Origin of the sequence: Pseudoduganella aquatica (assembly GCF_020865585.1) — a bacterium.
In the GTDB taxonomy this organism is placed as follows: Bacteria; Pseudomonadota; Gammaproteobacteria; order Burkholderiales; family Burkholderiaceae_D; genus Rugamonas; species Rugamonas aquatica_A.
In genome coordinates, this window is sequence record NZ_CP086370.1 from 5,086,223 (window position 1) to 5,111,693 (window position 25,471).

The 25,471-nt window shown below is 65.4% G+C and carries 22 protein-coding genes and 1 riboswitch; of the genes, 14 read left to right on the top strand and 8 right to left on the bottom strand.

Going from position 1 to position 25,471, the window contains the following annotated elements; translation table 11 throughout:
• Positions 1 to 8: 8 nt before the first annotated feature.
• Both KT882_RS22710 and KT882_RS22715 read right to left on the bottom strand, forming a co-directional pair.
• Positions 9 to 2,819 carry a M16 family metallopeptidase gene (locus tag KT882_RS22710; protein WP_308807731.1) on the bottom strand — a complete coding sequence of 937 codons (2,811 nt, stop codon included), beginning with the start codon at positions 2,817 to 2,819 and terminating at the stop codon, positions 9 to 11.
• 25 nt (positions 2,820 to 2,844) lie between these two features.
• Positions 2,845 to 5,652, bottom strand: coding sequence for a M16 family metallopeptidase (locus tag KT882_RS22715; RefSeq protein WP_228893380.1), 2,808 nt, complete (start codon positions 5,650 to 5,652; stop codon positions 2,845 to 2,847).
• Between the two features lie 103 nt (positions 5,653 to 5,755).
• Positions 5,756 to 5,898: riboswitch (FMN riboswitch) on the top strand.
• 102 nt (positions 5,899 to 6,000) lie between these two features.
• Between KT882_RS22715 and ribB the strand changes: the two genes are divergently transcribed.
• Positions 6,001 to 6,657 carry a 3,4-dihydroxy-2-butanone-4-phosphate synthase gene (gene ribB / locus KT882_RS22720; RefSeq protein ID WP_161073036.1) on the top strand — a complete coding sequence of 219 codons (657 nt, stop codon included), beginning with the start codon at positions 6,001 to 6,003 and terminating at the stop codon, positions 6,655 to 6,657.
• Between the two features lie 28 nt (positions 6,658 to 6,685).
• Here ribB and KT882_RS22725 read toward each other — a convergent pair whose 3' ends face one another.
• On the bottom strand, positions 6,686 to 8,089 hold the full coding sequence (locus KT882_RS22725; protein ID WP_228893381.1) for an MFS transporter: 1,404 nt from the start codon (positions 8,087 to 8,089) through the stop codon (positions 6,686 to 6,688).
• Positions 8,090 to 8,193: 104 nt separating this feature from the next.
• Between KT882_RS22725 and KT882_RS22730 the strand changes: the two genes are divergently transcribed.
• From KT882_RS22730 to KT882_RS22745, 4 genes are read left to right on the top strand one after another with little or no spacing between them, the layout of a single operon-like run.
• The gene (locus KT882_RS22730) at positions 8,194 to 9,060 is read left to right on the top strand and encodes a LysR family transcriptional regulator (protein ID WP_161073038.1); all 867 of its coding nucleotides are present in this window, start codon (positions 8,194 to 8,196) and stop codon (positions 9,058 to 9,060) included.
• Between the two features lie 22 nt (positions 9,061 to 9,082).
• The gene (locus KT882_RS22735) at positions 9,083 to 9,880 is read left to right on the top strand and encodes an MlaE family ABC transporter permease (protein ID WP_228893382.1); all 798 of its coding nucleotides are present in this window, start codon (positions 9,083 to 9,085) and stop codon (positions 9,878 to 9,880) included.
• 13 nt (positions 9,881 to 9,893) lie between these two features.
• Positions 9,894 to 10,847, top strand: coding sequence for an MlaD family protein (locus KT882_RS22740; RefSeq protein ID WP_228893383.1), 954 nt, complete (start codon positions 9,894 to 9,896; stop codon positions 10,845 to 10,847).
• The gene (locus KT882_RS22745; protein WP_161073040.1) at positions 10,844 to 11,518 is read left to right on the top strand and encodes a hypothetical protein; all 675 of its coding nucleotides are present in this window, start codon (positions 10,844 to 10,846) and stop codon (positions 11,516 to 11,518) included. The genes KT882_RS22740 and KT882_RS22745 overlap by 4 nt, the downstream gene beginning before the upstream one ends.
• Before the next feature lie 24 nt (positions 11,519 to 11,542).
• On the opposite strand, the gene KT882_RS22750 is transcribed toward KT882_RS22745, so the two are convergent.
• A complete protein-coding gene (locus KT882_RS22750; protein WP_228893384.1) occupies positions 11,543 to 12,811 on the bottom strand; it encodes a DEAD/DEAH box helicase in 1,269 nt (422 codons plus the stop codon).
• A gap of 134 nt (positions 12,812 to 12,945) precedes the next feature.
• Here KT882_RS22750 and KT882_RS22755 point away from each other — a divergent pair, with 134 nt between their 5' ends.
• From KT882_RS22755 to KT882_RS22765, 3 genes are read left to right on the top strand one after another with little or no spacing between them, the layout of a single operon-like run.
• Positions 12,946 to 13,929 carry a dipeptidase gene (locus tag KT882_RS22755; RefSeq protein ID WP_161073042.1) on the top strand — a complete coding sequence of 328 codons (984 nt, stop codon included), beginning with the start codon at positions 12,946 to 12,948 and terminating at the stop codon, positions 13,927 to 13,929.
• Positions 13,926 to 15,308, top strand: coding sequence for a hypothetical protein (locus tag KT882_RS22760; protein WP_228893385.1), 1,383 nt, complete (start codon positions 13,926 to 13,928; stop codon positions 15,306 to 15,308). The genes KT882_RS22755 and KT882_RS22760 overlap by 4 nt, the downstream gene beginning before the upstream one ends.
• Entirely contained in the window at positions 15,302 to 16,210 is a 909-nt protein-coding gene (locus tag KT882_RS22765; protein ID WP_161073044.1) for a hypothetical protein, read from the top strand. The genes KT882_RS22760 and KT882_RS22765 overlap by 7 nt, the downstream gene beginning before the upstream one ends.
• 12 nt (positions 16,211 to 16,222) lie before the next feature.
• On the opposite strand, the gene KT882_RS22770 is transcribed toward KT882_RS22765, so the two are convergent.
• Positions 16,223 to 17,392 carry a mandelate racemase/muconate lactonizing enzyme family protein gene (locus tag KT882_RS22770; RefSeq protein WP_161073045.1) on the bottom strand — a complete coding sequence of 390 codons (1,170 nt, stop codon included), beginning with the start codon at positions 17,390 to 17,392 and terminating at the stop codon, positions 16,223 to 16,225.
• An 88-nt stretch (positions 17,393 to 17,480) separates the two neighbouring features.
• Here KT882_RS22770 and KT882_RS22775 point away from each other — a divergent pair, with 88 nt between their 5' ends.
• Entirely contained in the window at positions 17,481 to 18,371 is an 891-nt protein-coding gene (locus KT882_RS22775; protein WP_161073046.1) for a LysR family transcriptional regulator, read from the top strand.
• Here KT882_RS22775 and KT882_RS22780 read toward each other — a convergent pair whose 3' ends face one another.
• The 3 genes from KT882_RS22780 to KT882_RS22790 form a co-directional block, all read right to left on the bottom strand.
• Positions 18,372 to 18,761 carry a VOC family protein gene (locus tag KT882_RS22780; RefSeq protein ID WP_228893386.1) on the bottom strand — a complete coding sequence of 130 codons (390 nt, stop codon included), beginning with the start codon at positions 18,759 to 18,761 and terminating at the stop codon, positions 18,372 to 18,374.
• A 32-nt stretch (positions 18,762 to 18,793) separates the two neighbouring features.
• Positions 18,794 to 19,291 (bottom strand): VOC family protein, encoded by a 498-nt coding sequence (locus KT882_RS22785; protein WP_228893387.1) that lies wholly within the window; start codon positions 19,289 to 19,291, stop codon positions 18,794 to 18,796.
• A gap of 85 nt (positions 19,292 to 19,376) precedes the next feature.
• Positions 19,377 to 21,230 (bottom strand): DUF4153 domain-containing protein, encoded by a 1,854-nt coding sequence (locus KT882_RS22790; protein WP_228893388.1) that lies wholly within the window; start codon positions 21,228 to 21,230, stop codon positions 19,377 to 19,379.
• 139 nt (positions 21,231 to 21,369) lie between these two features.
• Between KT882_RS22790 and dapC the strand changes: the two genes are divergently transcribed.
• The 5 genes from dapC (at position 21,370) to KT882_RS22815 (ending at position 25,467) form a co-directional block, all read left to right on the top strand.
• Positions 21,370 to 22,584, top strand: coding sequence for a succinyldiaminopimelate transaminase (dapC, locus tag KT882_RS22795; RefSeq protein ID WP_228893389.1), 1,215 nt, complete (start codon positions 21,370 to 21,372; stop codon positions 22,582 to 22,584).
• A gap of 12 nt (positions 22,585 to 22,596) precedes the next feature.
• Complete coding sequence (gene dapD / locus KT882_RS22800) at positions 22,597 to 23,424, top strand: 2,3,4,5-tetrahydropyridine-2,6-dicarboxylate N-succinyltransferase (protein ID WP_056397036.1); 828 nt, start codon at positions 22,597 to 22,599, stop codon at positions 23,422 to 23,424.
• 101 nt (positions 23,425 to 23,525) lie between these two features.
• Positions 23,526 to 24,662, top strand: a complete 1,137-nt coding sequence (locus KT882_RS22805; protein WP_228893390.1) for a PilT/PilU family type 4a pilus ATPase — start codon at positions 23,526 to 23,528, stop codon at positions 24,660 to 24,662.
• A gap of 65 nt (positions 24,663 to 24,727) precedes the next feature.
• Positions 24,728 to 25,084 carry a hypothetical protein gene (locus tag KT882_RS22810; RefSeq protein WP_228893391.1) on the top strand — a complete coding sequence of 119 codons (357 nt, stop codon included), beginning with the start codon at positions 24,728 to 24,730 and terminating at the stop codon, positions 25,082 to 25,084.
• Positions 25,081 to 25,467, top strand: coding sequence for a hypothetical protein (locus KT882_RS22815; protein ID WP_228893392.1), 387 nt, complete (start codon positions 25,081 to 25,083; stop codon positions 25,465 to 25,467). The genes KT882_RS22810 and KT882_RS22815 overlap by 4 nt, the downstream gene beginning before the upstream one ends.
• The last annotated feature ends 4 nt before the right edge of the window (positions 25,468 to 25,471 follow it).

Sequence of the window (25,471 nt, forward strand, 5' to 3'; positions counted from 1 at the left end):
GAGCGCGCTTACTTCGCTTCCGGGTACAGCACCATCTGCAGATAGTTCTCCATATTGAAGTAGCGTTTGGCCGCAGCCTGCAGGTCCGACGGCTTGATGGCCGCCACGCGCTGCTCGTACTTCAGGATGCTGTTGGCCGGATCGGTGCCGTTCACGGCCGCGCCCTGCAGGCGGCTCAGCCAGTAGCCGTTCTCGCGCAGCGCCTTGCGGTAGCTGGTGTTCCAGTTCTCCTTCACCTTGGCCAGGTCGGCCGGGTCCGGGCCTTCGTCCTGCATCTTGCGTATCAATTCCATGGTGGCGGCGATCACCTTGCCGGTGTTCTGCGGCGCGCATGGCAGCGAAGTCTGGATCTGGTAGGAGCCATACGGACGCTTGCTCAGGCCGCCGCCGATCTGGCCGCCGTAGATCACGCCCATTTTCTCGCGCAGGGTTTCAATCAGCTTGATGTTGAGCACTTCCAGCATGGCCTGCATCTGCATCTGCGCTTCTTCCGTGTACTTCGCTTCGCCGGTGAACACCAGCGCCACGGTGCTCTTTTGCTCCGAGCCCTTGTACACCTCCTGCTTGACCACGCCCTTCACGGGACGGATGCCCGGATCCTTGTAGTCGGCCACGATGGCCGGCGCCGGCAGGCTGGCCAGGTAGGTGGCGATCAGCGGCTTGATCCTGGCCACGTCGAAACTTCCCACCAGGTAGAAGGTGAAACCCTTGGCGCTGGCGAAGCGTTCCTTGTAGATCTCCATCACGCGGTCGAGCTGAATCTGGTCGAAGTCCTCCACGCGCGGCGCGCGCGGCGCCAGCGGATGATTGTTGTACAGCGTGGCGGTCAGCGTGTCGCCGAACACCGCTTCCGGCGTCAGCAGCGCATTGCGCGCCAGCTCGCGCTGCTTGCCGATAAAGGACGCGTACAGCGCCTCGTCCTTGCGCGGCTGCGTGAATTCCAGGTGCGCCAGCTGCAGCATGGTTTCCACGTCGTTGCTGCCGGAGCTGCCGCGCAGGCCTTCGGACAGGGTGGCAATGCTGGCGCCGGAGACGGCGGTCTTCCCGGCCAGGATCTTCTGCATGTCGGTGGGCGTATAGCCAAGCAGGCCCATTTGCGCCACGATGGTGCTGGCGTAGCGGGCGTTGAACATGTCCTTGGCATCGTACAGCGACTGCCCGCCGAAGCGGTGCGCGCCCATCAGCACCTGGTCGTTCTTGAAGTCGGTGGGCTTGAGCACGACCTTCACGCCGTTGCCCAGCGTGAGCTCGGTCAGGCCCAGCGCCTTGTTGACGGTCTCCTTGACGATGGTTCCGGCCTTGGGCGGCTTGGCCATCAGGCTGGTGGCGTACACCTTCTCCGCCTGCGCCTGCACCGCCACCATCTCGGCCGCGTTGACGGCGGCCAGCAGCTCCTCGCCTTTCGGCGCCGGCTGGTCGGACTTCTCATTGCCCATGTAGACCACCAGCTTGTGCTGGTCGGCCGGCAGCAGCTTGCGCGCGGCGGCGTTCACTTCATCCAGCGTAATGCCCGGCACCAGCTCGGTGGTGTAGGCATACTCGTTGGCGATGCCGGGCATGGATTCGTTCACCAGGAAGTTGCGCGAGTACTCGGCCGCGAAGGTGGCCGATTCGGACTTGTCGCGCTCGTTGTACACGCGTTCCACCTGGCGCAGCATGCCCTTCTTGATGCGCTCCAGTTCCGACGCGGTAAAGCCGAACTGGCGCGCGCGCTCGCTCTCCTGCACCAGCGCGCTGATGGCCGGCTGCGGACCGCCCTTGCCCAGCACGGCCAGCGCGCTGAAGGACTGGTAGCCGTGCGCCACCTTGCCCATCGCGCCGCCGCCCTGGATAAAGGGCGGTTCGGCCTGCTGCGTCAGCTCGTTCATGCGCTGGCCCAGCATGGACATCACCATGCCCTCCACCAGCTTCTGGCGATAACCGGCAAAGTCGGTGTGCTCCTTGTACGGCTCGATGGCGTAGCGGATGTAGAGCATATTGGCCGGCGACTCCTTGTCCAGGAACACCAGCGATTCGGAATAGGCGCGCGACTGGATGGGCGCGTAGGCGCGCGGGCGCGGCTGCTCGGGATTTTTCAGCTGGCCGAAATGGCTCTGCACCAGCTTTTCCGCTTCCGCAGGCTCGATATCGCCCACCACGATCACGGCCATCAGGTCCGGGCGGTACCAGTCGCGGTAGAAGCGCTTGATGGCTTCCGGCTTGAAGTTCTTCAGCGTGTCTTCCAGCCCGATAGGCAGCCGCTCGGCGTAGCGCGAGCCGTTGAACAGCTTGGGCATGAGCACCTTGTTCATGCGGTCGCCCAGGCCCTTCCCGATGCGCATCTCCTCCAGCACGATGCCGCGTTCGCTGTCGATGTCGGCCTCGTTCAGCGACAGGCCGCCGGCCCAGTCCTGCAGCACCTTGAAGCCGGTCTCGATGTTCTCCTTCTTCGCGGTGGGGATGGGCAGCATGTAGACGGTTTCGTCGAAGCTGGTGTAGGCGTTCAGGTCGGCGCCGAACTTCACGCCTATCGACTGCAGATAGGAGACCAGCTCGTGGCGCTTGAAATTGGTGGAGCCGTTGAAAGCCATGTGTTCGGTGAAGTGCGCCAGGCCGCGCTGGTCGTCATCCTCCAGGATGGAACCGGCTTTCACCACCAGGCGCAGCTCCAGCTTCTGCTCCGGCTTGGCGTTCTTCTTGATGTAGTAGGTCAGGCCGTTGGCCAGCTTGCCGACCTTGACTTCCGGCGCCATCGGCAGTTGGGCCGACAGGTTGATTTCGGCCTGGGCCATCAGCGCGCAGCTGAGCAGCACGGCGGCGGACAGGACTCGCATAGTCATCACACTCATGGTATTTCCGCTTTCCTTACTTGGTTTCCGGGTGCAGAACCGCTTGCACGTAATTGTCGAACTTGATGTAGCGCTTGGCCACCTCCCGCAGGCTTTCCGGCGTGATCGCCGCGATGCGCTGCTCGTCGCGCAGCAGGATGGCGGGATCGCTGCCGTTGGCATACGCGCCCTGCAGGCCGTTGAGCCAGAAGCCGTTGTCCTGCAAGGCCCTGCGGTAGGACAAAATCCAGTTGGTCTTTACCTTGGCCAGGTCCGCCGGGTCCGGCCCCTGCTCCTGCATCTTCTTCAGCAAGTCCATGGTGGCGGCGATCACCTTGGGCACGCTGCCGGATGCACATGGCAGATTGGCGCTGAAGGCAACCTGGCCGTAGGGCTGCTTGCTCAATTTGCCGGTGAAGCTGCCGGTGTAGAGCAGCCCCTTCTCGTCGCGCAGCACGTCGACCAGCTTGATGTTGAGTACTTCGGCCAGCGCGCGCACGCGCATCGCCTCGTCCTCCGAATACGGCGCCTCGCTGGTGAAGCGCAGGTTGATCCGGCTTGATTTCTCGGAGCCACGGTAGATGTCGGTCTTGATCAAGCCTGTCGCCGGGCGCACGCCACGGTCGCGGAAAGCGGTGGGAATGTCGGCCACAGGCAGGCTGCCCAGGTAGGTGGCCAGCAGCGGCTTGAGCTTGTCCACCTCGAAGCTGCCCACCAGCACAAACGTGAAGTCCTTGGCGCTGGAAAAACGCTCCCGGTAGATCTCGGCCACGCGGTCCAGTTTGAGCTTGTCGTAGTCCGCCGGCTGCATCAGGCGCGGCAGCAGCGGATGGTCGTTATACATGGCGCCGGTGATCTTGTCGCCGAACACCGCATCGGACGTGGCGGCCCTGGCCGTCGCCAGTTCGCGCTGCTTGGCGATGTAGGAGGCGAACAGGTTCTCGTCCTTGCGCGGGCGGGTGAAACGCAGGTGCACCAGCTGCAGCATGGTTTCCACTTCCGCCGTGCCGGCGCTGGCGTTCACATTTTCATACAGCTCGCTGATGTTCACGGCCGCCTGCACGGATTTGCCCGCCAGGACTTTGCCCAGTTCCAGCGGCGCGTAATCCATCAATCCCATACCCGCGACAATGCTGCTGGCCAGGCGCGCGCTGTGCAGGTCGGCGGCGTCGTACAGCGACTGGCCGCCGGGGCGGAAGCCGCCCATCAGCACTTGCTGGGTCTTGAAGCTGGTCGGCTTGAGGACCACGCGCACGCCGTTGCTCAAGCTTAGCTCGGTGATACCCAGCGCCTGGTTCACGCTTTCCTTGACGATGCTGCCCGGCTTGGGCAGCGTGTCCATCAGGCTGGCGCCGTAGACTTTTTCCACCAGCGGCGGCAGCGGCGTTGCCTCGGCCGCTGCGGCTGCGGCCAGCAGCGCGTCGCGCGACGGTGCCCGCACTTCTCCGCGATCGCTGCCGCCGTAGACCGCCAGCTTGGGCTGGCCCGACGGCAGCGCCTTGGCCGCAGCGCCGTTCACCTCCTCCAGCGTGACGGCGGGCAGCAGCTCTTTCAGGAATTCATACTCATAGGCCGGCCCGGGCAAGGCTTCGCCCAGCAGGAAGGAGCGTATCAGCGGCACGGCCACGCTGGCCGAGTTGATGGTGTCGCGTTCCCGGTAGCGCACTTCCGCCGCGCTCATCAAACTCTTGCGGGCACGCTCCAGTTCCGCCGCCGTGAAACCATGGCGGCGCGCGCGTTCGTTCTCCTGTATCAGCGCGGTCACCGCCGGCTGGGCGCCGCCCTTGCCCAGCACCGCATTCGACTGGAACATGCGGTAGCCGGGGGCTATCGTACTGCGCGCGCTGCTGCCCTGGATGAAGGGGGGATTGGCGCTTTGCGCCAGTTCCGCCAGCCGCAGCGACAGCATGGACGTGTACAGCCGCTCGATAAGCTGCGCGCGGTAGCCGGCCATGGTGTTGTCCGGACGGTGGGGCTCGGCCGGATAGGTGATCGTCACCGTATTGCTGGGGGCTTCATTGTAGCGCTGCACCAGGGCGTCGTTGGCGGCATAGGGCGGAATCTCGGCGTAGATGCGGGGGCGCGGCGCGGCCGGTCCGGCCATCTTGCCGAAGTGCTTGTTCACCAGCTGTTCCGCTTCGGCCGGATCGATATCACCCACCACGATCACGGCCATCAGGTCCGGCCTGTACCAGTCGCGGTAAAAGCGTTTGACCGCCTCCGGCGCGAAGGCGTGCAGCGACTCGACGGTGCCGCTGGGCAGCCGGTCGCCATAACGTTCGTTGTTGAAGCGCTTGGCGTACAAGTCCTTGGTGTTCCTGGTGCCGCCGCGCAGGCGCAGCTCCTCCAGCACGATGGCGCGCTCGCTTTCAATGTCCGCGTCGTTGAGCACCAGGCCGTGCGCCCAGTCCTCCAGCACCTGGAAACCCTTGTCCAGGTCTTCTTTTTTACCGAGGGGCAGCGGGAGGATGTAAACCGTTTCGTCAAAGCCGGTGTAGGCGTTCAGGTCCGCGCCGAATTTCACGCCGATGGACTGCAGATAGGAGACCAGTTCGTGGCGCTTGAAATGGTTGGAACCGTTGAAGGCCATGTGCTCGGTGACGTGGGCCAGGCCGCGCTGGTCGTCGTCTTCCAGCATCGAACCGGCTTTCACCACCAGGCGCAGCTCCAGCCGCTTCTCCGGCTTGGCGTTCTGCTTGATGTAGTAGGTAAAGCCATTGGCCAGCTTGCCAACCTTGATGTCGCGCGCCATCGGCAGGGGCGCGGCAGGATCGATTTCGGCCAGTGCGGGCAGCGCGGAGACCAGCAGGATAACAGCGGCGGCCGCTGCGGCGCGCAATTTCATAATAGCCATGCTTAGCAGGATGATATTAAATAAGTTGCCACAATACACGAAGTCTGCGCGATTGGGCTACAATCGCTGCGTCTCATTGTAGAGGCATTAACCAATACGTCTTCGGGGCGGGGTGAAATTCCCCACCGGCGGTAAAACCGGCAACGGTCAAGCCCGCGAGCGCTTGCTCACGCAAGGTCAGCAGATCTGGTGCAATTCCAGGGCCGACGGTCATAGTCCGGATGAAAGAAGATGTGCGCTGCAACGCGGCTTCCCTATCGAGCGATCGAGACGGGCAGCCGCGCGTCGTCGCTTGCCCTGATGCGTTTTTCGCCAACTTATGCGAGGAGCGTTTCACCCATGCTAGTCAATCAAGAAGTCAACCCATACACCCTCTCCAGTCCAGATCTCGAAGGCCGCATCCAGTCCGCGCTGGCGGCCATGCGCGCGGGCGTGCCCGTCATCCTGCTGGACGATTTCGACCGTGAAAACGAAGCGGACCTGATCGTGGCGGCCGACAAGCTCACCGTGGAAACCATGGCGCTGATGATAAGGGAGTGCAGCGGCATCGTCTGCCTGTGCCTGACCGCGGACAAGGTGCGGGAACTGGAGCTGCCGCCCATGGCGCCGGACAACGGCAGCCGCTACGGCACGCCGTTCACGGTATCGATCGAAGCGCGCCACGGCGTGACCACGGGCGTGTCCGCCGCCGACCGCGTGACCACCATCCGCGCCGCCACGGCGGCGGGCGCCAGGCCGGCGGACGTGGTGCGGCCCGGCCATGTCTTCCCGCTGCGCGCCACGCCGGGGGGCGTACTGGCGCGCAAAGGCCACACCGAAGGCTCGGTGGACCTGGCCATCATGGCGGGCCTGAACCCGTCGGCCGTGCTGTGCGAGCTGATGAACCCGGACGGCACCATGATGCGCGGCGCGGACATCGAACGCTTCGCCGAATTGCACGGCATGCCCATTCTGACCATCGCCGAGATGATCGAGTGGCGCACCAGGCAAGGCTGATCCACGGCCAACCCTGCCTTTGCGAATTTTAGCGCGGGAGGTGCACTTGGCGGTGCACCAGCGTGGCGGCGGCGGCAAACGCCAGCGCCGCCACGCCGAACGCCACCGGCAGGCGCGCGCTCCAGGCGGGCAGCGCGTGGATCACAGTGCCCATCAGCGCCACGCCCACCAGCGCGCCTATCTGCCGGTTGGCGTTCAGCGCGGCGGCGGCGCTGTTGGAATACGCCTTGCCCGCCACCTGCATCACGGTCGCCGTCATGGCCGGTATCGCCACGCCGACCGCCACGTTCATCAGCACGATCACCGCCAGCATCAGCGCCATCGGCATGGCCGGCAGCCACCAGGCCAGCGCCAGCAGCACCGCGCCCATGGCAGCACCCACGGCCAACCCTCCCAGCAGCGGCAAGCGCAAACCCACCCGCGCCGAAATGCGCCCGGAGGAGAAATTCCCTATCGTGAACGCCGCCATCATGGGCAGCAGCGTGTAGCCGGTGTGCAGCGCGTCGGCGCCGCGCGCCTGTACGTAAAGGCTGAGCAGGAACAACTGGCCGAAGGCCGCCATATTGATCAGGAAGCCGGTGGCGTTGGCCGCCGTGAAGCTGCCGTTGGCCAGCAAGGCGCGCGGCAGGATGGGATGTTCTATGCGCCGTTCGCGCCGCACCAGCAGCGCGGCAGCGGCCAGCGTGGCCGCCATGCCCGCCAGCAGCGGCGCCGAGGTCCAGCCCAGCACCGGGCCTTCGATCAGCACAAAACTCAGCGCTGCCAGCGCCAGCACGCCCAGCCCGTGGCTGATGAAGGACAGCGGCCGTGGCTGCGGCTGCACCACGGGGATCAGCCGGTACGCCAGCGCCATACCCAGCAAGCCCAATGGCACGTTCACCCAGAACACGCTGCGCCAGCCGAATTCGTGCACCAGTATGCCGCCCACCAGCGGGCCGATGGCGGACGATGCGCCCACCATGGCCGACCACGTACCCACCATGCGCGCGCGCACCTTGTCGTCCTCGAAGGTGTGGGTCAGCAGGCTGAGGGAATTGGGCAGGAACAGCGCGGCGCCCGCTCCCTGCAGCAGCCGCGCTGCCGTCAGGGCGCCGCCGCCGGGCGCAACCGCGCACAGGATGGAGCCGAACAGGAATACCGCCAGGCCGGTGATATAGGCGCGGCGCGCGCCCATGCTGTCCCCCAGCGCGCCGCCCGCCAGCAGCAAGGCGGCAAAGGTCAGCGTGTAGCCGTCCACCACCCACACCAGGCCGGATACCGGCACCGCCAGGTCGCGCGCAATGTCGGACAGCGCCGTATTCACGGCCGTGAGGTCCACCATCGCCATCACAAAACCGATGGCCAGGGTAAGCAACGTCAGCGTGCCTGCGGGCTGTATGGCCGCTTGCGCCTGGGGCATGGGGGATGCTGCCCTGCTTGAATAATTCGTCATGATGCACTCCATTTACAGATTCTCCCGCATCGTAGGCCGCTTGCATGATGCAGTAAACACGCATAACATCAGCACTCCAATGCAAAAATGCATTCACTGACATCATGGACTGGGACAACGCACGCATCTTCCTCGCCATCCACCGCGCCGGCACGCTGCGCGGCGCGGCTGCGCAGCTCGACATCGACCAGGCCACGGTGGGCAGGCGCCTGGCCGCCATGGAGAAGTCGCTCAACGCCAGGCTGTTCCTGCGCACGCCCGGCGGCTATGTGGCCACGCCGGCCGGCGACCTGGCCGCCAGCGCCGCCGAGCAGATGGAAACCGCCGCCGACCGCCTGCAGCGCGAAATGCAGGGCATAGACAATCGCCTGTCCGGCACCATCCGCGTGGCGACCTCGGACACCATGGCGGCGCACTTCGTGGTGGAAGCCATGCAGCGCCTGCACCAGCGCCACCCGGACATCCGCATTGTGCTCACCGCCGCCACCCAGCTCTCCAGCCTGACGCGGCGCGAAGCCGACCTGGCCATCCGCACCGTGCGGCCGGACAGCCCGGACCTGATCTCGCGCCACCTCACGCGCCGCACGCTGGGCCTGTACGCCTCCAAGGCCTACCTGAAAAAACACGGCATGCCCACGCCGGGCAACGCGCTGGCCGGGCACGACATCGTGATCTACCAGCACAGCGTAGCGCCGCGCCATGCGGAGAAGCTGTGCGGCGAGCCGGTGGCCAACGCGCGCGTGGCGATGGAGGTGAACACCGGCCTGGTGCTGCACGAAGCCGTGAAGGCCGGCCTGGGCATAGGCGAACTGGCCACCCACATTGCCGCCACCACGCCGGAGCTGGTGCGCATCTGGCCCGAGCGCGAGCAAAGCTACGAGGTCTACCTGGTGATGCACAGCGATTTGAACCGCACCGCCCGCGTGCGCGCGGCGGCGGACGCGATTATCGAATCGTTCCCCTCCAAATAGCGCCGAATGCTAAGATGGCAAGATGACTACACAGGCATCTTTGCTGGCCCTGCTGCGCGACATGCAGCGCTGGGCCACGGACTGGATCGCGAGCTGGTGGCAGCTGCTGCACTTCAGCGTGCTGGTGGCCGCGCTCGCGCTCACACCGTCCAGCTATAACGCGCGCCACCGTCCTGCCCTGGCGCGCCAGTTGGTGCTCGGCAGCGCGCCCCACCTGCCCTGGTTCACGCTGCTGTCCGCGCTGATCAGCCTGGTCATCATCCGCATCGTGGTGGTGACGTCGCAGAGCTACGGCCTGTCGCGCTACGCGCTCGAGATGGTGGTGCGAGTGCTGGTGCTGGAGCTGATCCCGCTCATCGCGGCGCTGTTCGTGGCCTTGCGCAGCACCCTGCCGGCCGGCGTGGAATTGGCGCAGATGCGCACGGCGGCCAGCGGCAGGAACGCGCTGAACGGCATGGCCGGCCTGCGCGATGAATTCTTTCCGCGCGCGGTGGCGGGCGTGTTCTCGGTATGGCTGCTGGGCGCCGTGAGCTGCGTGCTCACGCTGGTGCTGGCCTATCTCGCCATCTACGGCTTCACGCCGTATGCGCTGCAAGGCTACACCCGCGTGGTGGGCCAGATCTTCAACCCCGCCGTCGCGCTGATCCTGGTGCTCAAGATTTTCTTCTTCAGCCTGGCCGTGGGCCTGATCCCGCTGGCCTCGTCCTTCCATATCGGCTCGCGCCGGCTGCGCCATGTGCACGGCCTGTCGGACATGGTGCGCATGTTCTCCGTGCTGCTGCTGATCGAAGCCGCCTCCCTGGTGGGCAACTACTACTGAACCCCGAACCATCATGACCGAACCCACACCGGCTCCAGAAGCCTCCCCCGTCCGCAACGCCGAGCTGAAAGCAGCCCTGCTGCTGATACTCATGTTTGTGCTGGTGGCGGGCACCGCCGTCTACCTGCTGTACGCGCGCGGCGCGTTCGAAGCCACGCAGCGGCTGGTGCTGACCGCAGACGATTCGGAAGGCGTGAGCGTGGGCATGGACGTGACCTTTGCGGGCTTCCCGGTTGGCCGCGTACAGCGCATAGAACTGGGCAAGGACGCCAAGGCGCGCGTGCTGATCGACATCCCGACCAAGGACGCGCACTGGCTGCGCACCAGCAGCATCTTCACGCTGGAGCGCGGCCTGGTGGGCGGCGCCAAGCTGCGCGCCTTCAGCGGCATCCCTGCCGACCCGCCACTGCCGGACGGCGCGGAACGCGAAATGCTGGTGGGCGACGTGGCGGCCGAGATCCCGCGCCTGCTGAACGCGGCCAAGGAGCTGCTGCAGAACGTGACCAACCTCACCGCAGCCGATTCGGCGCTGGGCGCCAGCCTGGAAAACGTGCGCGGCGTGACGGAACGGCTGAACGGCCCGGGCGGGGCGATGGGCTTGATCGCGGGCGAGGACAAGAAGGCGCAGGAGCTGCTGCGGAACGCCAATTCGCTGATCGTCAAGGCCGACCGGCTGGTGGGCAATGCGGATGCGCGCGTTTTCGGCAAGGATGGCGTGATGACCGACACGCAAGCGGCCGTGGTGCAGATGAACGGCCTGCTGTCGGACGCGCGCGCCAGCCTGAAGAAGCTCGACGCGGTGCTGGCCGAGGCGCAGGCGGTGGGCGCGAACGCGCGCGTCGCCACGCAGGACCTGGGCGCGCTGCGCGCCGACGTGGACGCCAACCTGCGCAAGATCGAGCAGCTGGTCAATGAAATCAACCGCAAATGGCCGTTCAAGCGCGATACGGAGATCAAGCTGCCATGAAGAAGACGACTACAGCGCGCCTGCGCGCCGCCGCCATTGCCTCGGCCACCTTGCTGCTGGCGGCCTGCGGCAGCGCGCCGCCGGTGCCGGACTGGAAAATGAACGCGCACGGTTCGCTGGAACGCGCCGAGTCGGCCTACCTGAGCGGCAAGGACAGCGTGGAGGAAAGCGAGTTCGCGCGCGTGCGCAGCCAGATCGCCAGCACCGGGGATATTGAGCTGGCCGCGCGGGTTGAGCTGGCGCGCTGCGCTACGCGGTTGGCGTCACTGGTGCTGGAGGAATGCGCCGGCTTCCAGAAGTATGCGCATGATGCGTCGGGGGCGGATATCGAGTACGCGGCCTATCTTGCGGGGCGCCTGGCGCCGTCCGATGCGGCACGCTTGCCGGAACAGCACCGCGCCGTGGCCGGCGCAGCGGACGACGCGGCGGCTGGCGCGGCGGTGGTGGCGATCAAGGATCCCCTGTCACGGCTGGTGGCAGCGGGAGCGGTGTTCCGCGCCAACCGCGCAACGCCGCAGGTGATAGCGGCGGCGGTGGATACCGCGTCGGAACAGGGATGGCGGCGGCCGCTGCTGGCCTGGCTCAATGTGCAGGCCATGCGCGCCGAAAAGGCCGGAGACGCGGCCGAAGCAGCGCGGCTGCGCAGGCGCATCGCCCTCGCCTCCGAATAAATTGCCGGCGGCGCCCGGCGGGGACTACTCCGAAGCAGCCGCTGCCGCCGCTTCGCGCAACTTGTCCTTCTTGCTCTTGCGCTTGCCCTTGATGCCGCCGTTGACGGTGTCGGTGGCCGGATGCGGCACGGGCGCCGCCTCGACCGGTTCAAAACCTTCCACCTGCTCGCGCGGCACGCGTATGCCCAGCCTGTTTTCGATCAGCCGGAAATGCGCCTCCGTATCCGCGCTCACGAAGCTCACCGCAACGCCGCTCTTGCCCGCGCGGCCGGTGCGGCCGATCCGGTGCGTGTACTCCGCCGGCGCGCGCGGCAAATCAAAGTTCACCACCACCGGCAGCTCCGCGATATCAATCCCGCGCGCCGCCACGTCCGTGGCCACCAGCACCTGCAAGCGTGCGTTCTTGAAGTCCGCCAGCACCTCCGTGCGCGCGCCCTGGCTGAAATCGCCGTGGAAGGCTTCGGCGCGGATGCCGTTGCGGCGCAGTTTCTCCGACACGTGTTCGGAGGCGTACTTGGTCGCCACGAACACCAGCACCCGGCTCCACTTGTTCTCCTTGATCAGATGCTTGAGCAGCACCTGGCGGCGCACCGCGTCCACCTCGATGGCGCGCTGCGCGATATCCGGCTCGTGCTGCGGCGCGGACGCCGCCTCCACCCGCACAGGATTCCGCAGCAGGTGGTGCGCCAGCGTCTGCACCGCGCTCGGGAAGGTGGCCGAGAAAAACAGGTTCTGGCGGCGCGCAGGCAGCAGCGCCAGGATGCGGCCTATCTCCTCGGTAAAGCCCATGTCCAGCAGGCGGTCCGCCTCGTCCAGCACCAGCGTGGCGGTGGAAGAAATATCCAGCGCGTTGTGCTCGATCAGGTCCAGCAGGCGGCCCGGCGTGGCCACCACGATGTCCGCGCCGCCGCGCAGCGCCATCATCTGCGGGTTGATGGACACGCCGCCAAACACGATGGACACCTTCAACGGCACCGGCAGATGCTGCACCAGCACGCGGATCGCCTCGCCCACCTGGGCCGCCAGCTCGCGCGTGGGCACCAGCACCAGGCCGTGCAGGCCGCGCGCGCCGTCCTTGCCGCCAGGCGCGTTCCGCTTCGCCAGCAGCGCATTCAGCATCGGCAGCGCGAAAGCGGCGGTCTTGCCGGAGCCGGTCTGCGCGGAACCCAGCACGTCTTCGCCGCGCAGGGCGGCGGGAATGGCGGCGGACTGGATGGCGGTCGGCTCGGTGTAGCCAATTTCAGTGACGGCGTTGAGCAGCGAAGGCGCGAGGCCTAGCGAGGAAAAGGACATGTATACCTGGAGTGAATGGCGTGGAGAACCGGACAGTATACGCCATCCGCTGCGGCACGCGCCAATTTGCCGGTTGCCGCGAACTTGTATTCATGGGAATATTACCAAGTTAAAAACACTTACCCGCACCTTCAATGATCAACTGGGACGCCCACATTTGCCTGCCGCAGCATCCGCAAGCCGACTTCGCGCCGGTGGCGCAGCTGCGCTCCGCAGGCGTCAATTACGTGTCGCTGAACGTGGGCGCCGACATGAATCCGGTCTCGCAGGTGATGTCCGTCATCGCCGGCTACCGCGCCACCATTGCCTCCGAACCGGAGCGCTATGTGCTGGTGTCCACCGTGGACGACATCATCCAGGCCGCCGCCGACGGCAAGATGGCCATCTCCTTCGACCTGGAAGGCTCCATGCCGCTGCTGGACCAGCCGGACATGGTGGCGCTGTACGCGCAGCTGGGCGTGCGCCAGATCCACTTCGCCTACAACCGCAACAACAGCGTGGCCGGCGGCTGCCACGACACGGCCTACGGCCTCACGCAGCTGGGCCACCGCATGGTGCAGGCGGTGAACGACGCGGGCGTGCTGATGGACTGCGCGCACACGGGCTTGCGCAGCACGCTGGACATCATGGCCGCCTCGTCCAAGCCGGTGATCTTCAGCCACGCCAACGCCTACGGCCTGGTGCCGCACGGCCGCAACGTGACCGACGAGCAGATACTCGCCTGCGCCGGCACCGGCGGCGTGGTGTGCGTGTCCGGCCTGTCCTGGTTCCTCGGCAGCGCCAGCCCAGGCGCGGCGGACGTGGCGCGCCACGTGGCCTACATCGCCGAACTGGCCGGTGTGGCGCACGTGGGCATAGGGACCGATATCTGCTTCCAGCAAAAGGATCTGGACGACACGCCGCCCGGCGGCTTCGATCCCTCGCACTGGTGGCCCGCCTCCGCCGGCTACCGCGCCGACTCGCCGCCCACCTTCACGCCACCCAGCGTATGGCGCACCATCGCGCCGGAGCTGCGCAAACTGGGCATGTCCGTCAGCGAAATCGAAATGGTCATGGGCCGCAACATGATGCGCGTGGCGCAGCAGGTGTGGAGCGGCCCGGCCGACCAGCCTGAATGACGCGCCCGCACGCCTGCACACCCGCTGCGCTGGCCGGGCTCGCGCTTGTACCGGCGCTTCTGCTCGGCCATGCGCCTCCTGCGCTTGCTGCGCCCGCCAAGCCCGCGCCGCCGTCCATACCTGTGTGCGACGCGCAAGGAAAACCGCCGGACAAACGGGACAAGGACCACCTCGGCTACGTATCGCAACTGGCTGTCTATCTGGCGAACGGCAAGGACAATGCCGGCTCCGCGTCGCCGGAACTGCGGCGCATTCCCATGGGCGTGGAACTACTGCTTCTGTGTCGTTCCGGCAGCAGCGTGCTTGTCCAGGCACGCACTGAAGACGGGCCGCAGGGTTGGGTGAAAAACGGACAATTTGAATCCGCCCGGCCGCAAGCCGGCCGGCTGCTCGCGGAGCTGGCTGCGCTGCCTGCGGACGACGTCAGACGGCGGCGCGGCCTGGCAGAGCGTGCGCTCGAACTGGAACCGCTCAACCCCGCCACGCACCACGCCATGATCCAGGTGCTGGAAGCCGGGGGCGACAAACGTGCGCTCGCCGCCGCGCGCGCCAGGCTGGACGCCATGGCCAGCGGCGCGGTGGTGCGCCAGCAGGGCGAGCCGCAACTGATCTTCATCAGTACCACTGAAGGCGTGAAGATGTTCGCCATGCTACGCAATGGGAAGCTGCTGGGAATGCCCGGCAGCGGATCGGACGAGCCGCTACCCGGTAAGCTGCTGGACATGGCCTTTCAGCCCGGCCGCATTTTGCATGTGCATGCGGGCGGCGTCTCGCGAAAAATCCAGGTAACGGGCATGGCCCAGAGCTATTGCGACGCGCAGACTGCGGCGGTCCGCCCGTTTGACGGCGGCGAGACCCAGGGTATCGCCACCAACTACCCATTGCGCCCCAGCCCGGCGTACGAGGTACCCGTCCCTGCCGCCTATGGAACGATGAACACCATCATCGCCAACATCCTGCGCCGCAACGGCGTCCATCCCGCCTACCGCGAACGCATGCTGCTGCGCCCGTCGAAGGGCCGAAATGCACTGGAAGGCTTTGCGGCAGTACCGGTACGCGGCGGCGCCAACCCTTTGCTGATTGCCAGCGTGTCCGTGGAAGACAATGATTCCGGCCCCAGCTACTCGCTGACCGTCATCGCGGAAGCCGACAAGACCGGCAAGTATAGGCTGGCGTACGAAGACTTCAATATCGGCAGCGGCGGCGGCGAAGCCGGCATGTATGCCGACACTTTCAACTACAACGCGGACCTGGACGGCGACGGCATAGACGAATTGATCCTGTCGAGCAGAGGCTATGAATGGGGAAGTTATTTCGTGATCCAGAAAGTGGCAGGAAAATGGAGCAAGACGGTTCACGGGGCGTCGTACGGATGCTGAGCCGCCTGCGCATACTCGGCATGTGCGGTGCGCTCGCCCTGCATGGCGCGCTGCAGGCGGCGCCGCTGAAGCGGCCACGCCCTCCCGATGAAAACGGCGCCATCTTCGCAAAGCAGGGCTCCACGCTGATGCCGCTGGCGCGGCTGGCAAACCGCCACATTGTCGACTTCAACGCGCCCGGCAATGTCGAGCAGCAGCAAAGCTATCTGAATCAGCACTACTTCAACGAGAGCCAGACCCTCTACGTGCTGGCCGGCGAAAAAACCACCACCGGCAGCATGGGGCCGGCGGGAGAATTCGACCGCGACGATACCGTGGCAAACTGCCCGGTAACGTGGGGCGTCGCCAACCATGAAGGCGAGCTGCCGTTCGCCACCCTGGCCACAAATTACTTCGCCCTGAGCGCCGACCCGACCGCGCCTCGCCCGGCCGACTACGCAGTGCTGGACGAGCTGGCGACGCCTGTGCTGCGCGCGGCAGGCATCTCTTCCACGGAGATCGCCCGCGCGCTGGCGCAAATGCGCAGCGAGAACGAGAGCCTGCAAACAGCCGTCGCCCTGCCCCTGCTTGGCAGCAGCAAGCCGCTGCTGCTTGCCAACCTGGGCGGCGACGACGGCCCCAAACATACTTACACGCTGACGCTGATCGCCGAGCCGGACCAGAGCGGCAAATATGGCATGGTGTTCCACCGTCTGAACCAGATGGCGCGCGCCAAGAAAGTGCTGTTCGCCAGCGCCTTCATGAGCAACGCCGATCTCGACGGCGACGGCCAGGACGAAATCGCCATCACCGACTACACCGGGGACAGCTCCAGCTTCCGTCTTTTGCAGCGCGTCTCAGGCACGTGGAAGCTGGTGGCCACTGCGCCCGGGCCGCACTGCATGTCCATCCGCCGCAATTGAAGCGGCAGCGGCTCACTGCCCGCTCAGCGCGCGCATCTCCGCGTACAGGTTGGACTTGCCTTCGAAGCCGATGCCCGGCAGATTGGGCATGGTGATGTAGCCGTTGTCCACGCTCACGCCGTCCGGGAAGCCGCCGAAGGGCTGGAACAAATCCGGATAAGACTCGTTGCCGCCCAGGCCCAGGCCCGCCGCGATATTCAGCGACATCTGGTGCCCGCCGTGCGGAATGCAGCGCGTGCGCGACCAGCCGTGTTCGTGCAGCATGTCCAGCGTGCGCAGATATTCCACCAGGCCGTAGCTCAGCGCGCAGTCGAACTGCAGCCAGTCGCGGTCCGGGCGCATGCCGCCGTAGCGGATCAGGTTGCGCGCATCCTGCATCGAGAACAGGTTCTCGCCGGTGGCCATGGGCTTGTCGTAGTAGCTGCGCAGCGTGGCCTGCAGCTCGAAGTCCAGCGGGTCGCCCGCTTCCTCGTACCAGAACAGGTCGTACTGCTTGAGTGCCTTCGCGTAGGCGATGGCGGTGTCCAGGTCGAAGCGGCCGTTGGCGTCCACCGCCAGCTTCTGGCCGTCGCCCAGCACGCTCAGGATGGAGTCGATGCGGCGCAGGTCTTCGTCCAGCGAGGCGCCGCCGATCTTCTTCTTCACCACCGTGTAGCCGCGGTCGATATAGCTGCGCATCTCGTCCTTCAGCGCGTCGTGGCTTTGGCCGGGATAGTAGTAGCCGCCCGCCGCGTACACAAACACCTTCTTGTCCGGCGTGCCGTTGCCGTAGCGCTCGGCCAGCAGCTGGTACAAGGGCTTGTTGGCGATCTTGGCCACCGCGTCCCAGATCGCCATGTCGATGGTGCCGATGGCCACGGAGCGCTCGCCGTGGCCGCCCGGCTTTTCGTTGGTGTACATGCAGTTCCAGATCTTGTGCGGATCGAGGTTGCTGCCGTCGTCGCTGACCAGCGTGGCCGGATCGGCCTCCAGGATGCGCGGGATGAAGCGCTCGCGCATCAGCATGCCCTGGCCGTAGCGGCCGTTGGAGTTGAAGCCGTAGCCGACTACCGGCTTGCCGTCGCGGACCACGTCCGTGACCACGGCCACCAGGCTCAAGGTCATTTTGCTGAAGTCGATGTAGGCGTTGCGGATCGGGGAGCTGATGGGCAGGGTCTTTTCGAGGATGCTGACGATTTTCATGCTAAGTCTCCTGGTTGGGAATGACACCAGCATAGCCTTAAACAGCGGCGCTATAATTCATCACTATTTACATGATTATTTACTTAAAGTGAAAAGCGACACGTCCGAACTGGGTTTTTTCGTGCTGCTGGCCAAGCTGGGCAGCCTGTCGGCCACGGCGCGCGAGCTGGCCATCACGCCGCCGGCCGCCACCAAGCGGTTGATGCTGATGGAGCAGCGCCTCGGCGTGCGGCTGGTGAACCGCACCACGCGCCGCGTCAGCCTGACCAGCGAGGGCGAGACCTATCTGGCGCAGGCCACGCAGATCCTGGCCGACATCCGTGCCATGGAGGAGTCGGTGTCCAGCAGCCGCGCCGCGCCGAAAGGCCTGCTGCGCGTGAACGCCACGCTGGGCTTCGGCCGCACCGCCATCGCGCCGCTGGTGTCCGCCTTTGCGCAGGCGTATCCGGAGGTGGACGTGCAACTGCAGCTGACGGACCGCGCCATCAACCTGGTGGAGGAAGCATATGACCTCGGCATCCGCTTCGGCGAGCTGCCCGACACGCGGCTGAGCGCGCGCAAGATCATGTCCAACCGGCGCTTCCTGTGCGCCTCGCCGGCCTATCTGAAGCGAGCCGGCGCGCCCGCCGCGCCGCAGGACCTGGCGCAGCACCGCTGCATCCTGCACCGCCAGAACGACGACGCCTACGCCACCTGGCGCCTGAGCAAAGGCCGCAAGACCGAATCGGTGAAGGTGCGCGGCGGGCTGTCCAGCAACGACGGCGACGTGGTGCTGGGCTGGGCGCTGGACGGCCACGGCATCCTGCTGCGCTCCGAGTGGGACCTGGCCAAATACCTGGACAGCGGCCGCCTGCAAGTGGTGCTGCCCGACTACGCCCTGCCCTCGGCCGACCTGTACGCCTACTACCCCAGCCGCCAGCACCAGCCCGCCAAACTGCGCGCCTTCATCGACTTCCTGGCCGCCCAGTTCAAAAGCTGACTACATGCCCGTGTCGCCATACGGACCGGCGATGACGACCACGTAGCCGTCGGGGTCGCGCAGCCAGATTTCGCGGTGGGAGGCGTTGGTGTTTTCACGCGGGCCGTCCAGCACCACGGCGGCGATGGAGGCGGCGCGCTCCACCGCTTCGTCGAAGTCTTCGGTGTGGAACCACAGCAGCACGCCGTTGCCGTAGGGCCGCTTCTCCGGGTCGCCCATGTGGGCATGGCCGTGCGCCTCCCAGCGGTGCAGCTGCAGGATAAGGCGCTCGCCGAACATCAGTTGTTCGTAGTCCTTGCCGCCGTGGGCGCTGCGCGCGCCAAGCACGGTTTGATACCAGCGGCTGCTGGCTTCCACGTCGCTCACCGCGATCAGGGGTTGCGCTTGCATGGCGTGTCTCCTCCAGGATAGTGCGGTCAATATCAGCCCGCGTAGGCGCGCTGTAGCGCGGCGATGTCGAGCTTTTTCATTTGCATCATGGCGGCCATGACGCGCTCGGTTTTGGCGGAGCCATGCTCCCGTATCATTTCCATCATCACGCGCGGCACCACCTGCCAGGACAAGCCGAATTTATCCTTCAGCCAGCCGCACTGCTGCGCGGCCGGGTCGCCGCCCTCGCCCAGGTGCAGCCAGTAGCGGTCCACTTCCTGCTGGCTCTCGCACATCACCTGGAACGAAATGGCTTCACTGAACTTGAACATCGGACCGCCGTTCATGGCGGTGAATTCCGTGCCGTTGAGCGAGAACGACACCGTCAGCACGGACCCGGGCTGGCGGCCGTGGATATCCTTGCCGGCCTCGGTGTAGTGCGTAATCTGCGTGATTTTGGAATTATCGAAGATGCCAATATAGAAGTTGGCGGCGTCTTCCGCCTGCGAGTCAAACCACAGGCAAGGTACGATTTGCTGGATGCTGGCCATATTGCCTCCTCAGGTAGCGGGGCTATCCATATTACGCCTATGCGCGGCGGCGGTGCGCACGGCCGGCGCGCACCGGTTCAGCGTATCAATGCGGCAGCGGTTCTGGGGTTGCGCTGCAGAGTTTCGTGCGTTCCAGCCTGGTTGGGTTGGCCACGATGCGCTGGCCACCCACTTCCAGGTCCATCATGGGCTTGGCCACCGCCCGGACTTCGCCCGCCTTGAGCTTGGCCAGCAAGGGTGCGCAGCCGGCCAGGGCGTATGGCAGGCTGCCGACCTGCTCCCACTTGCCGCCCTGCTCGCCCAGCACCGCCGAGCTGTCGGACAGTTCCGTGCCCACCACCACGACCTCGGGCTTGCCGTCGCCGGTCAGGTCCAGCAAAAAGGCGTCGCAATGCGCGCCCTGCTCGCGCAGGCAGCGCGGCGCGAGGGCGCCGTGCAGGTTGCGCGCGGTCCAGCTGCGCAGCGGGAAGCCGTCCGGCAGGCGGCTGCCTTGCGGCCACACGGCCAGGTTGGTGCTGATGTCGACCGCCACCGCCATCTCGGCCGGGGCGCGCCAGCTGCGGTAATCCGTGGCCAGCGCGGCGGCGGCGCCTGCGCGCTTTTGCGGCCCGTCCGGACCGCCGGCCAGCTTGAGGCTTTCCAGCGCGGCGCGGCCATAGCGCGCGCCTTCGAATCTCAGGTATTCATAGTCGAACTTGTCCGCCTTCACTGCGCCGCTTTCCAGGCGCGCCATCTGGCTATTGACCGAGATGCGGGCCGGATCGGCCAGCGGCGTGAACAGGGCGAACAGCACGGCCAGCACCAGGCAAGCAGCGCCCACATTGGTCGTGGCCAGGGTGGGCAGCCAGGCGTCCCGCCGCCAGGCGCCGAAGGCGTAGCCGACGGCGTAGCCGACGGCGTAGAACGTGCCCACCAGCAGGCAGGCGGCCGCGATGATGCGGTCCGAACTCCAGCCGTAGTCGCCCACCCGCAGCGCCAGCGCATACACGGCGATCGCCATCACCGGCAACAGCAGCATGGCGCCAACGCGCGCGGCCAGGCGCACCAAGGGCGCCACGCTGCGCTCCACCTCGCCGTTCTGGTACGCGGCGTTGATGAGCACTACCAGCATGGCGTCCGCGCCCAGCAGCACGGCGGTGGCGTGGCCGGTTTTCCACAGCGCGTCCAGCCCCGTGAACGGCAGCGTGCACAAGAAGCCGCCCAGCAGCAGCACGGTCACCGGCAGCAGCCAGGACATGAGCACCAGCAGCAGCGTGCGGATGCCGCGCACGATGGCGGGCCGCACGTCGGTAATGTGCATGGCGCAGGCGAACGCGAAGCACATTACCGGCGCAATGAACCAGGCTTTGCCAAGCAGCGTGTGCAGGAAGCTCAGCTTGACGAGCATGAACAGTTCGGAGCCCAGCGCCAGCATGGCCCAGGTGGCGCCTACAAACATGGCGGAAAACGCGCACTGGATGAACAGCTTCCAGGCGGTTTCAAAATACGTGGCGTAGCTGGCCAGCCAGCGCTCATCCTGCGCGCCCGCCTTGACCATGGAATGCGCAATAAAGCAGAACGCCGCGCTGAAAACCGATACCAGCGCCGACGGCAAGCGCACCTGCCCTTCCGGCCCGGCGTAGCCCGGCGCGCCCGCGTTGCGCCACGCGTCATGCAGCGCGAAGGCGACGACGGCGAGCGCGGCCAGCGCCAGCCAGGCCGCCAGCTTGCGGCCCTGGAGGTGACCCAGGCCCGAAATCAGCAGGACCGGCAGCAGCACGCAGGCCATCAGCAGCGGCAAGAACAGCAAGGGGGAGGTGGCGGGCCAGGCCTTGCTGACGACGGCCAGATGGAGCAGGTACACGCCCAGCCCCTGCAGCAAGCCGGCCGCGATGCGCGCATAGCCGGTGCTGAGGTTGGTGGACGATTCCAGTACGGTTTGCGCGGTGTCGGCTTGCATGCTGGCGTTTCGCTGTATAAGGAACGGCCATTATTGCATGATGTTGTCTTTTAATAAACCAGCCGCAGCGCTGCGCCGCACAATGCCGCGCCGCTGGCGCTATAATGGCTGGTTCCGATTTCCGCTCTTTGGTCCGCCTGTGAATCCACATCTCGATAAGCTGCAACCATATCCGTTCGAAAAGCTGCGCCAGCTGTTTGCCCAGGTGAAGCCGAACCCCGACTATTCCGCCATCAGCCTGGGCATGGGCGAGCCGAAACACCCCACGCCGCCGTTTATCCAGCAGGCGCTGGTGGACAATATCAGCGGCCTGGCCACCTACCCCACGACCATCGGCTCGGAAGCGCTGCGCGGCGCCATCTGCGGCTGGCTGGAGCGCCGCTACGGACTGCCCGCGCTGAACCCGGCCACCCAGGTGCTGCCGGTGAACGGCTCGCGCGAGGCGCTGTTCGCGCTGGCGCAGACCGTGATCGACCCGGCCGCCAAGGCGCTGGTGGTGTCGCCCAACCCGTTCTACCAGATCTATGAAGGCGCGGCCTACCTGGCCGGCGCCGAGCCGTATTTCGTCAACTCCGACCCTGCCCGCAACTTCGGCTGCGACTACGACAGCATTCCCGCCTCGGTGTGGGAGCGCGTGCAGCTGCTGTTCCTGTGCTCGCCCGGCAATCCTACCGGCGCCGTGCTGTCGCTGACGGACTGGGAAAACCTGTTCGCCCTGTCCGAGCGCTACAACTTCGTGATCGCCGCCGACGAGTGCTACTCCGAGATCTACCACGGCGACGAAGCGCCCCTGGGCGCGCTGCAAGCGGCCCACATGCTGGGCCTGTCCACCGTGGAGCGCCCTTACGCGCGCCTGGTGGTGTTCTCCAGCCTCTCCAAGCGCTCCAACGTGCCGGGCATGCGCTCGGGCTTCGTGGCCGGCGACGCCGAAGTGCTGAAAAAATTCCTGTTGTACCGCACCTACCACGGCGGAGCCATGAGCCCTTCCGTGCAGGCTGCGTCGGTGGCGGCCTGGAACGACGAGACCCACGTCGAAGCCAACCGCACCCAGTACCGCGCCAAGTTCGCCGCCATCACCCCGCTGCTGCAGCAGGTGATGGACGTGGCGCTGCCGGACGCCGGCTTCTATCTGTGGGCCGACGTCAGCCGCACCGGCCTGTCGGACACCGAGTTCGCCCAGCGCCTGTACGCCGAATATAATGTCACCGTACTGCCCGGCAGCTACCTGGCGCGCGAAGCGCACGGCATCAACCCGGGCCGCAACCGCATCCGCATGGCGCTGGTCGCCGAGACCGAAGAAGGCCTGGAAGCGGCGCGCCGCATCGTTCAATTCTGCACCAACCTGTCTAAATAAAAGAGAAGCATCATGACCCAACAACTGCAAAACATCATCGAACAAGCCTGGGACAACCGCGCCGAGATCAACCCAGCCAACGGCAGCGCCGAACTGCGCGACGCCGTCTCGCACGTGCTGGCAGGCCTGGACAACGGCTCCCTGCGCGTGGCGCAAAAAGACACCGGCACCTGGGTGGTGAACCAGTGGATCAAGAAGGCCGTGCTGCTGTCGTTCCGCCTGGAGAACAACGTGGTGCTGCCGTCCGACGGCACCATGCAGTTCTACGACAAGGTACCGACCAAGTTCGCCAACTACACCGAAGCCGACTTCCAGGCCGGCGGTTTCCGCGTGGTGCCGCCGGCCGTTGCGCGCCGCGGCTCCTTCATCGCCAAGAACGTGGTGCTGATGCCTTCCTACGTCAACATCGGCGCTTACGTCGATGAAGGCGCGATGGTCGACACCTGGGCCACCGTGGGTTCCTGCGCGCAGATCGGCAAGAACGTCCACCTGTCCGGCGGCGTGGGCATCGGCGGCGTGCTGGAGCCGATGCAGGCCAATCCGACCATCATCGAAGACAACTGCTTCATCGGCGCGCGTTCGGAGATCGTGGAAGGCGTGATCGTGGAAGAGAACTCGGTGATCTCGATGGGCGTGTACATCGGCCAGTCGACCAAGATCTACGACCGCGCCACCGGCGAAGTAACCTACGGCCGCATCCCTTCGGGCTCGGTGGTGGTATCGGGCTCGCTGCCTTCGGACGACGGCAAGTACAGCCTGTACTGCGCGGTGATCGTCAAGCGCGTCGACGCGCAGACCCGCTCCAAGACCGGCATCAACGAACTGCTGCGCGGTATCTGATGCCATGGCGGGTTACGCTTCGCTAACCCGCCCTACGCAATGTCTACCAATGTAGGGCGGGTTAGGCGCAAGGCGCCGTAACCCGCCACAGGGAGAGCACCATGGCAATGGACCGCCTGTTCCAGCTGATGAAGGAAAAAAACGCGTCGGACATGTTCTTCGCGGTCAATTCGCCGGTACACATCAAGATCAACGGCAACCTGATTCCGATCAACCAGCAGAAGCTGGAGCCGGAAAACATCCACGCGCTGCTGGCCGAAATCTGCTCGCCCGAGCAGATGGCGGAACTGGAGCGCGAGAATGAGCTGAACATGGGCTATTCGGTGCCCAACCTGGGACGCTTCCGCCTGTCGGCCTTCCGCCAGCGCGGCAGCATCTCGGCCGTGTTCCGCTTTGTGCCGGCCAATATCCCGGTGCTGGCGGAGCTGGCCCTGCCGCCCATCCTGGCGGACCTGATCATGGAAAAGCGCGGCCTGCTGCTGCTGGTGGGCGCCACCGGTTCGGGCAAGTCCACCACCATCGCCTCCATGCTGGACCACCGCAACGAACTGCGCTCGGGTCACATCCTCACGCTCGAAGATCCCATCGAGTATCTGTTCAAGAACAAGAAATCCATCGTCAACCAGCGCGAGATCGGCAGCGACGCCAAGGACTTCTACACCGCGCTGCGCAACTCCATGCGGCAGGCGCCGGACTGCATCCTGATCGGCGAGATCCGCGACCGCGAAACCATGGCCGCCGCGCTGGCCTACGCGCAGTCGGGCCACCTGGTGCTGGCCACGCTGCACGCCAACAACAGCTACAACGCGCTGAACCGCATCATCAGCTTCTACCCGATCGAGAACCGCGCGGCGCTGCTGCAGGACTTGTCGTCGACGGTGAAAGCCATTGTCTCGCAGCGCCTGATACGCTCGGTCAGCGGCGGTACGCGCACGGCGGCAGTGGAGGTGATGCTGAACACCCGCCACATCGCGGACCTGATCGAAAAAGGCGAAATCAGCCAGATCAAGGAAGCGCTGGAAAAGAGCCTGTCGTCCGGCTCGCAATCGTTCGAGATGGCCTTGTTCCAGCTGGTGCAGCAAGGCCTGATCAGCCAGGAAGAAGCACTCGCCAACGCCGACTCGGCCACCAACCTGCTCTGGCTGCTCAACAACGGCCCGGACAGCAAGCACGAAGAACCGGAGCAAAAGGCGCCGGTAGCGGAGACCTCCTTCACCGAGTTCACCCTCAACACCTGACCCACCGCAACGCACGCCCGCCCCAGCCGCCGTAAACTTGGAATTTACCTCTGGCTGGAGGTCCCATGTCACCAGATCAGCTCGCCTTCTATTCCGGCTGGGCATCGATTCTCGGCTTGGCCGTCTCGCTCGCGTCCCTCGCCTACGTGCGCAGCATCAAAGCGAATATAATCAAATTTCAGCGCAAGCAGCGGGTTCGCGGACTGCTGGATGAGCTAGAGGATATATGCAGCAGCAAGGCGCCGTGGCAGCCCGAAGATCAAGCCAAACTTCACGCGCTCCAGCGAAATTTGCCTAGCCCATGGATGACCTTTGGCGCCAAAAAGCGGCTGCTTATAGACATTTTCCGCATGACAGCAGATGCAGGAAAGCCAGCGCTACTGGAAGCATTTAAAGACTTACGAGCCTACTTGGAGGAATGATGACTCCAACAGAAGCACTGTTCAACGAGATTCTCGCCCTTACCAAAACCGGCCAGCTGAGGTGGCACCAGATCAGCAGATCTGCTCACAGCGACGCAATGCTGCATCCAGAACGAGTGTGCGAACAATTTGAAGCGCTTTGGCCTCGTCAGGGAGAAACCTGGATTTTGCTGTTTATCGAAAAGAAGCACAGAGAAAGGCTGCACCCGCTTTTCGGCATGTCAGACGTGCATGAGTATGAGTTGCTCGTTCTTGAAGACGGGCAGCGTCTGCGGAAGTTAGATAAATGGACGTTAAGCTGGGGGCATCTGTGCTCACTCGCCGCCACGATCAGACACAGTGGCAGCGTTCGCGAAACCGGAGCGATTTCAGCAAACTCCTAGTCCT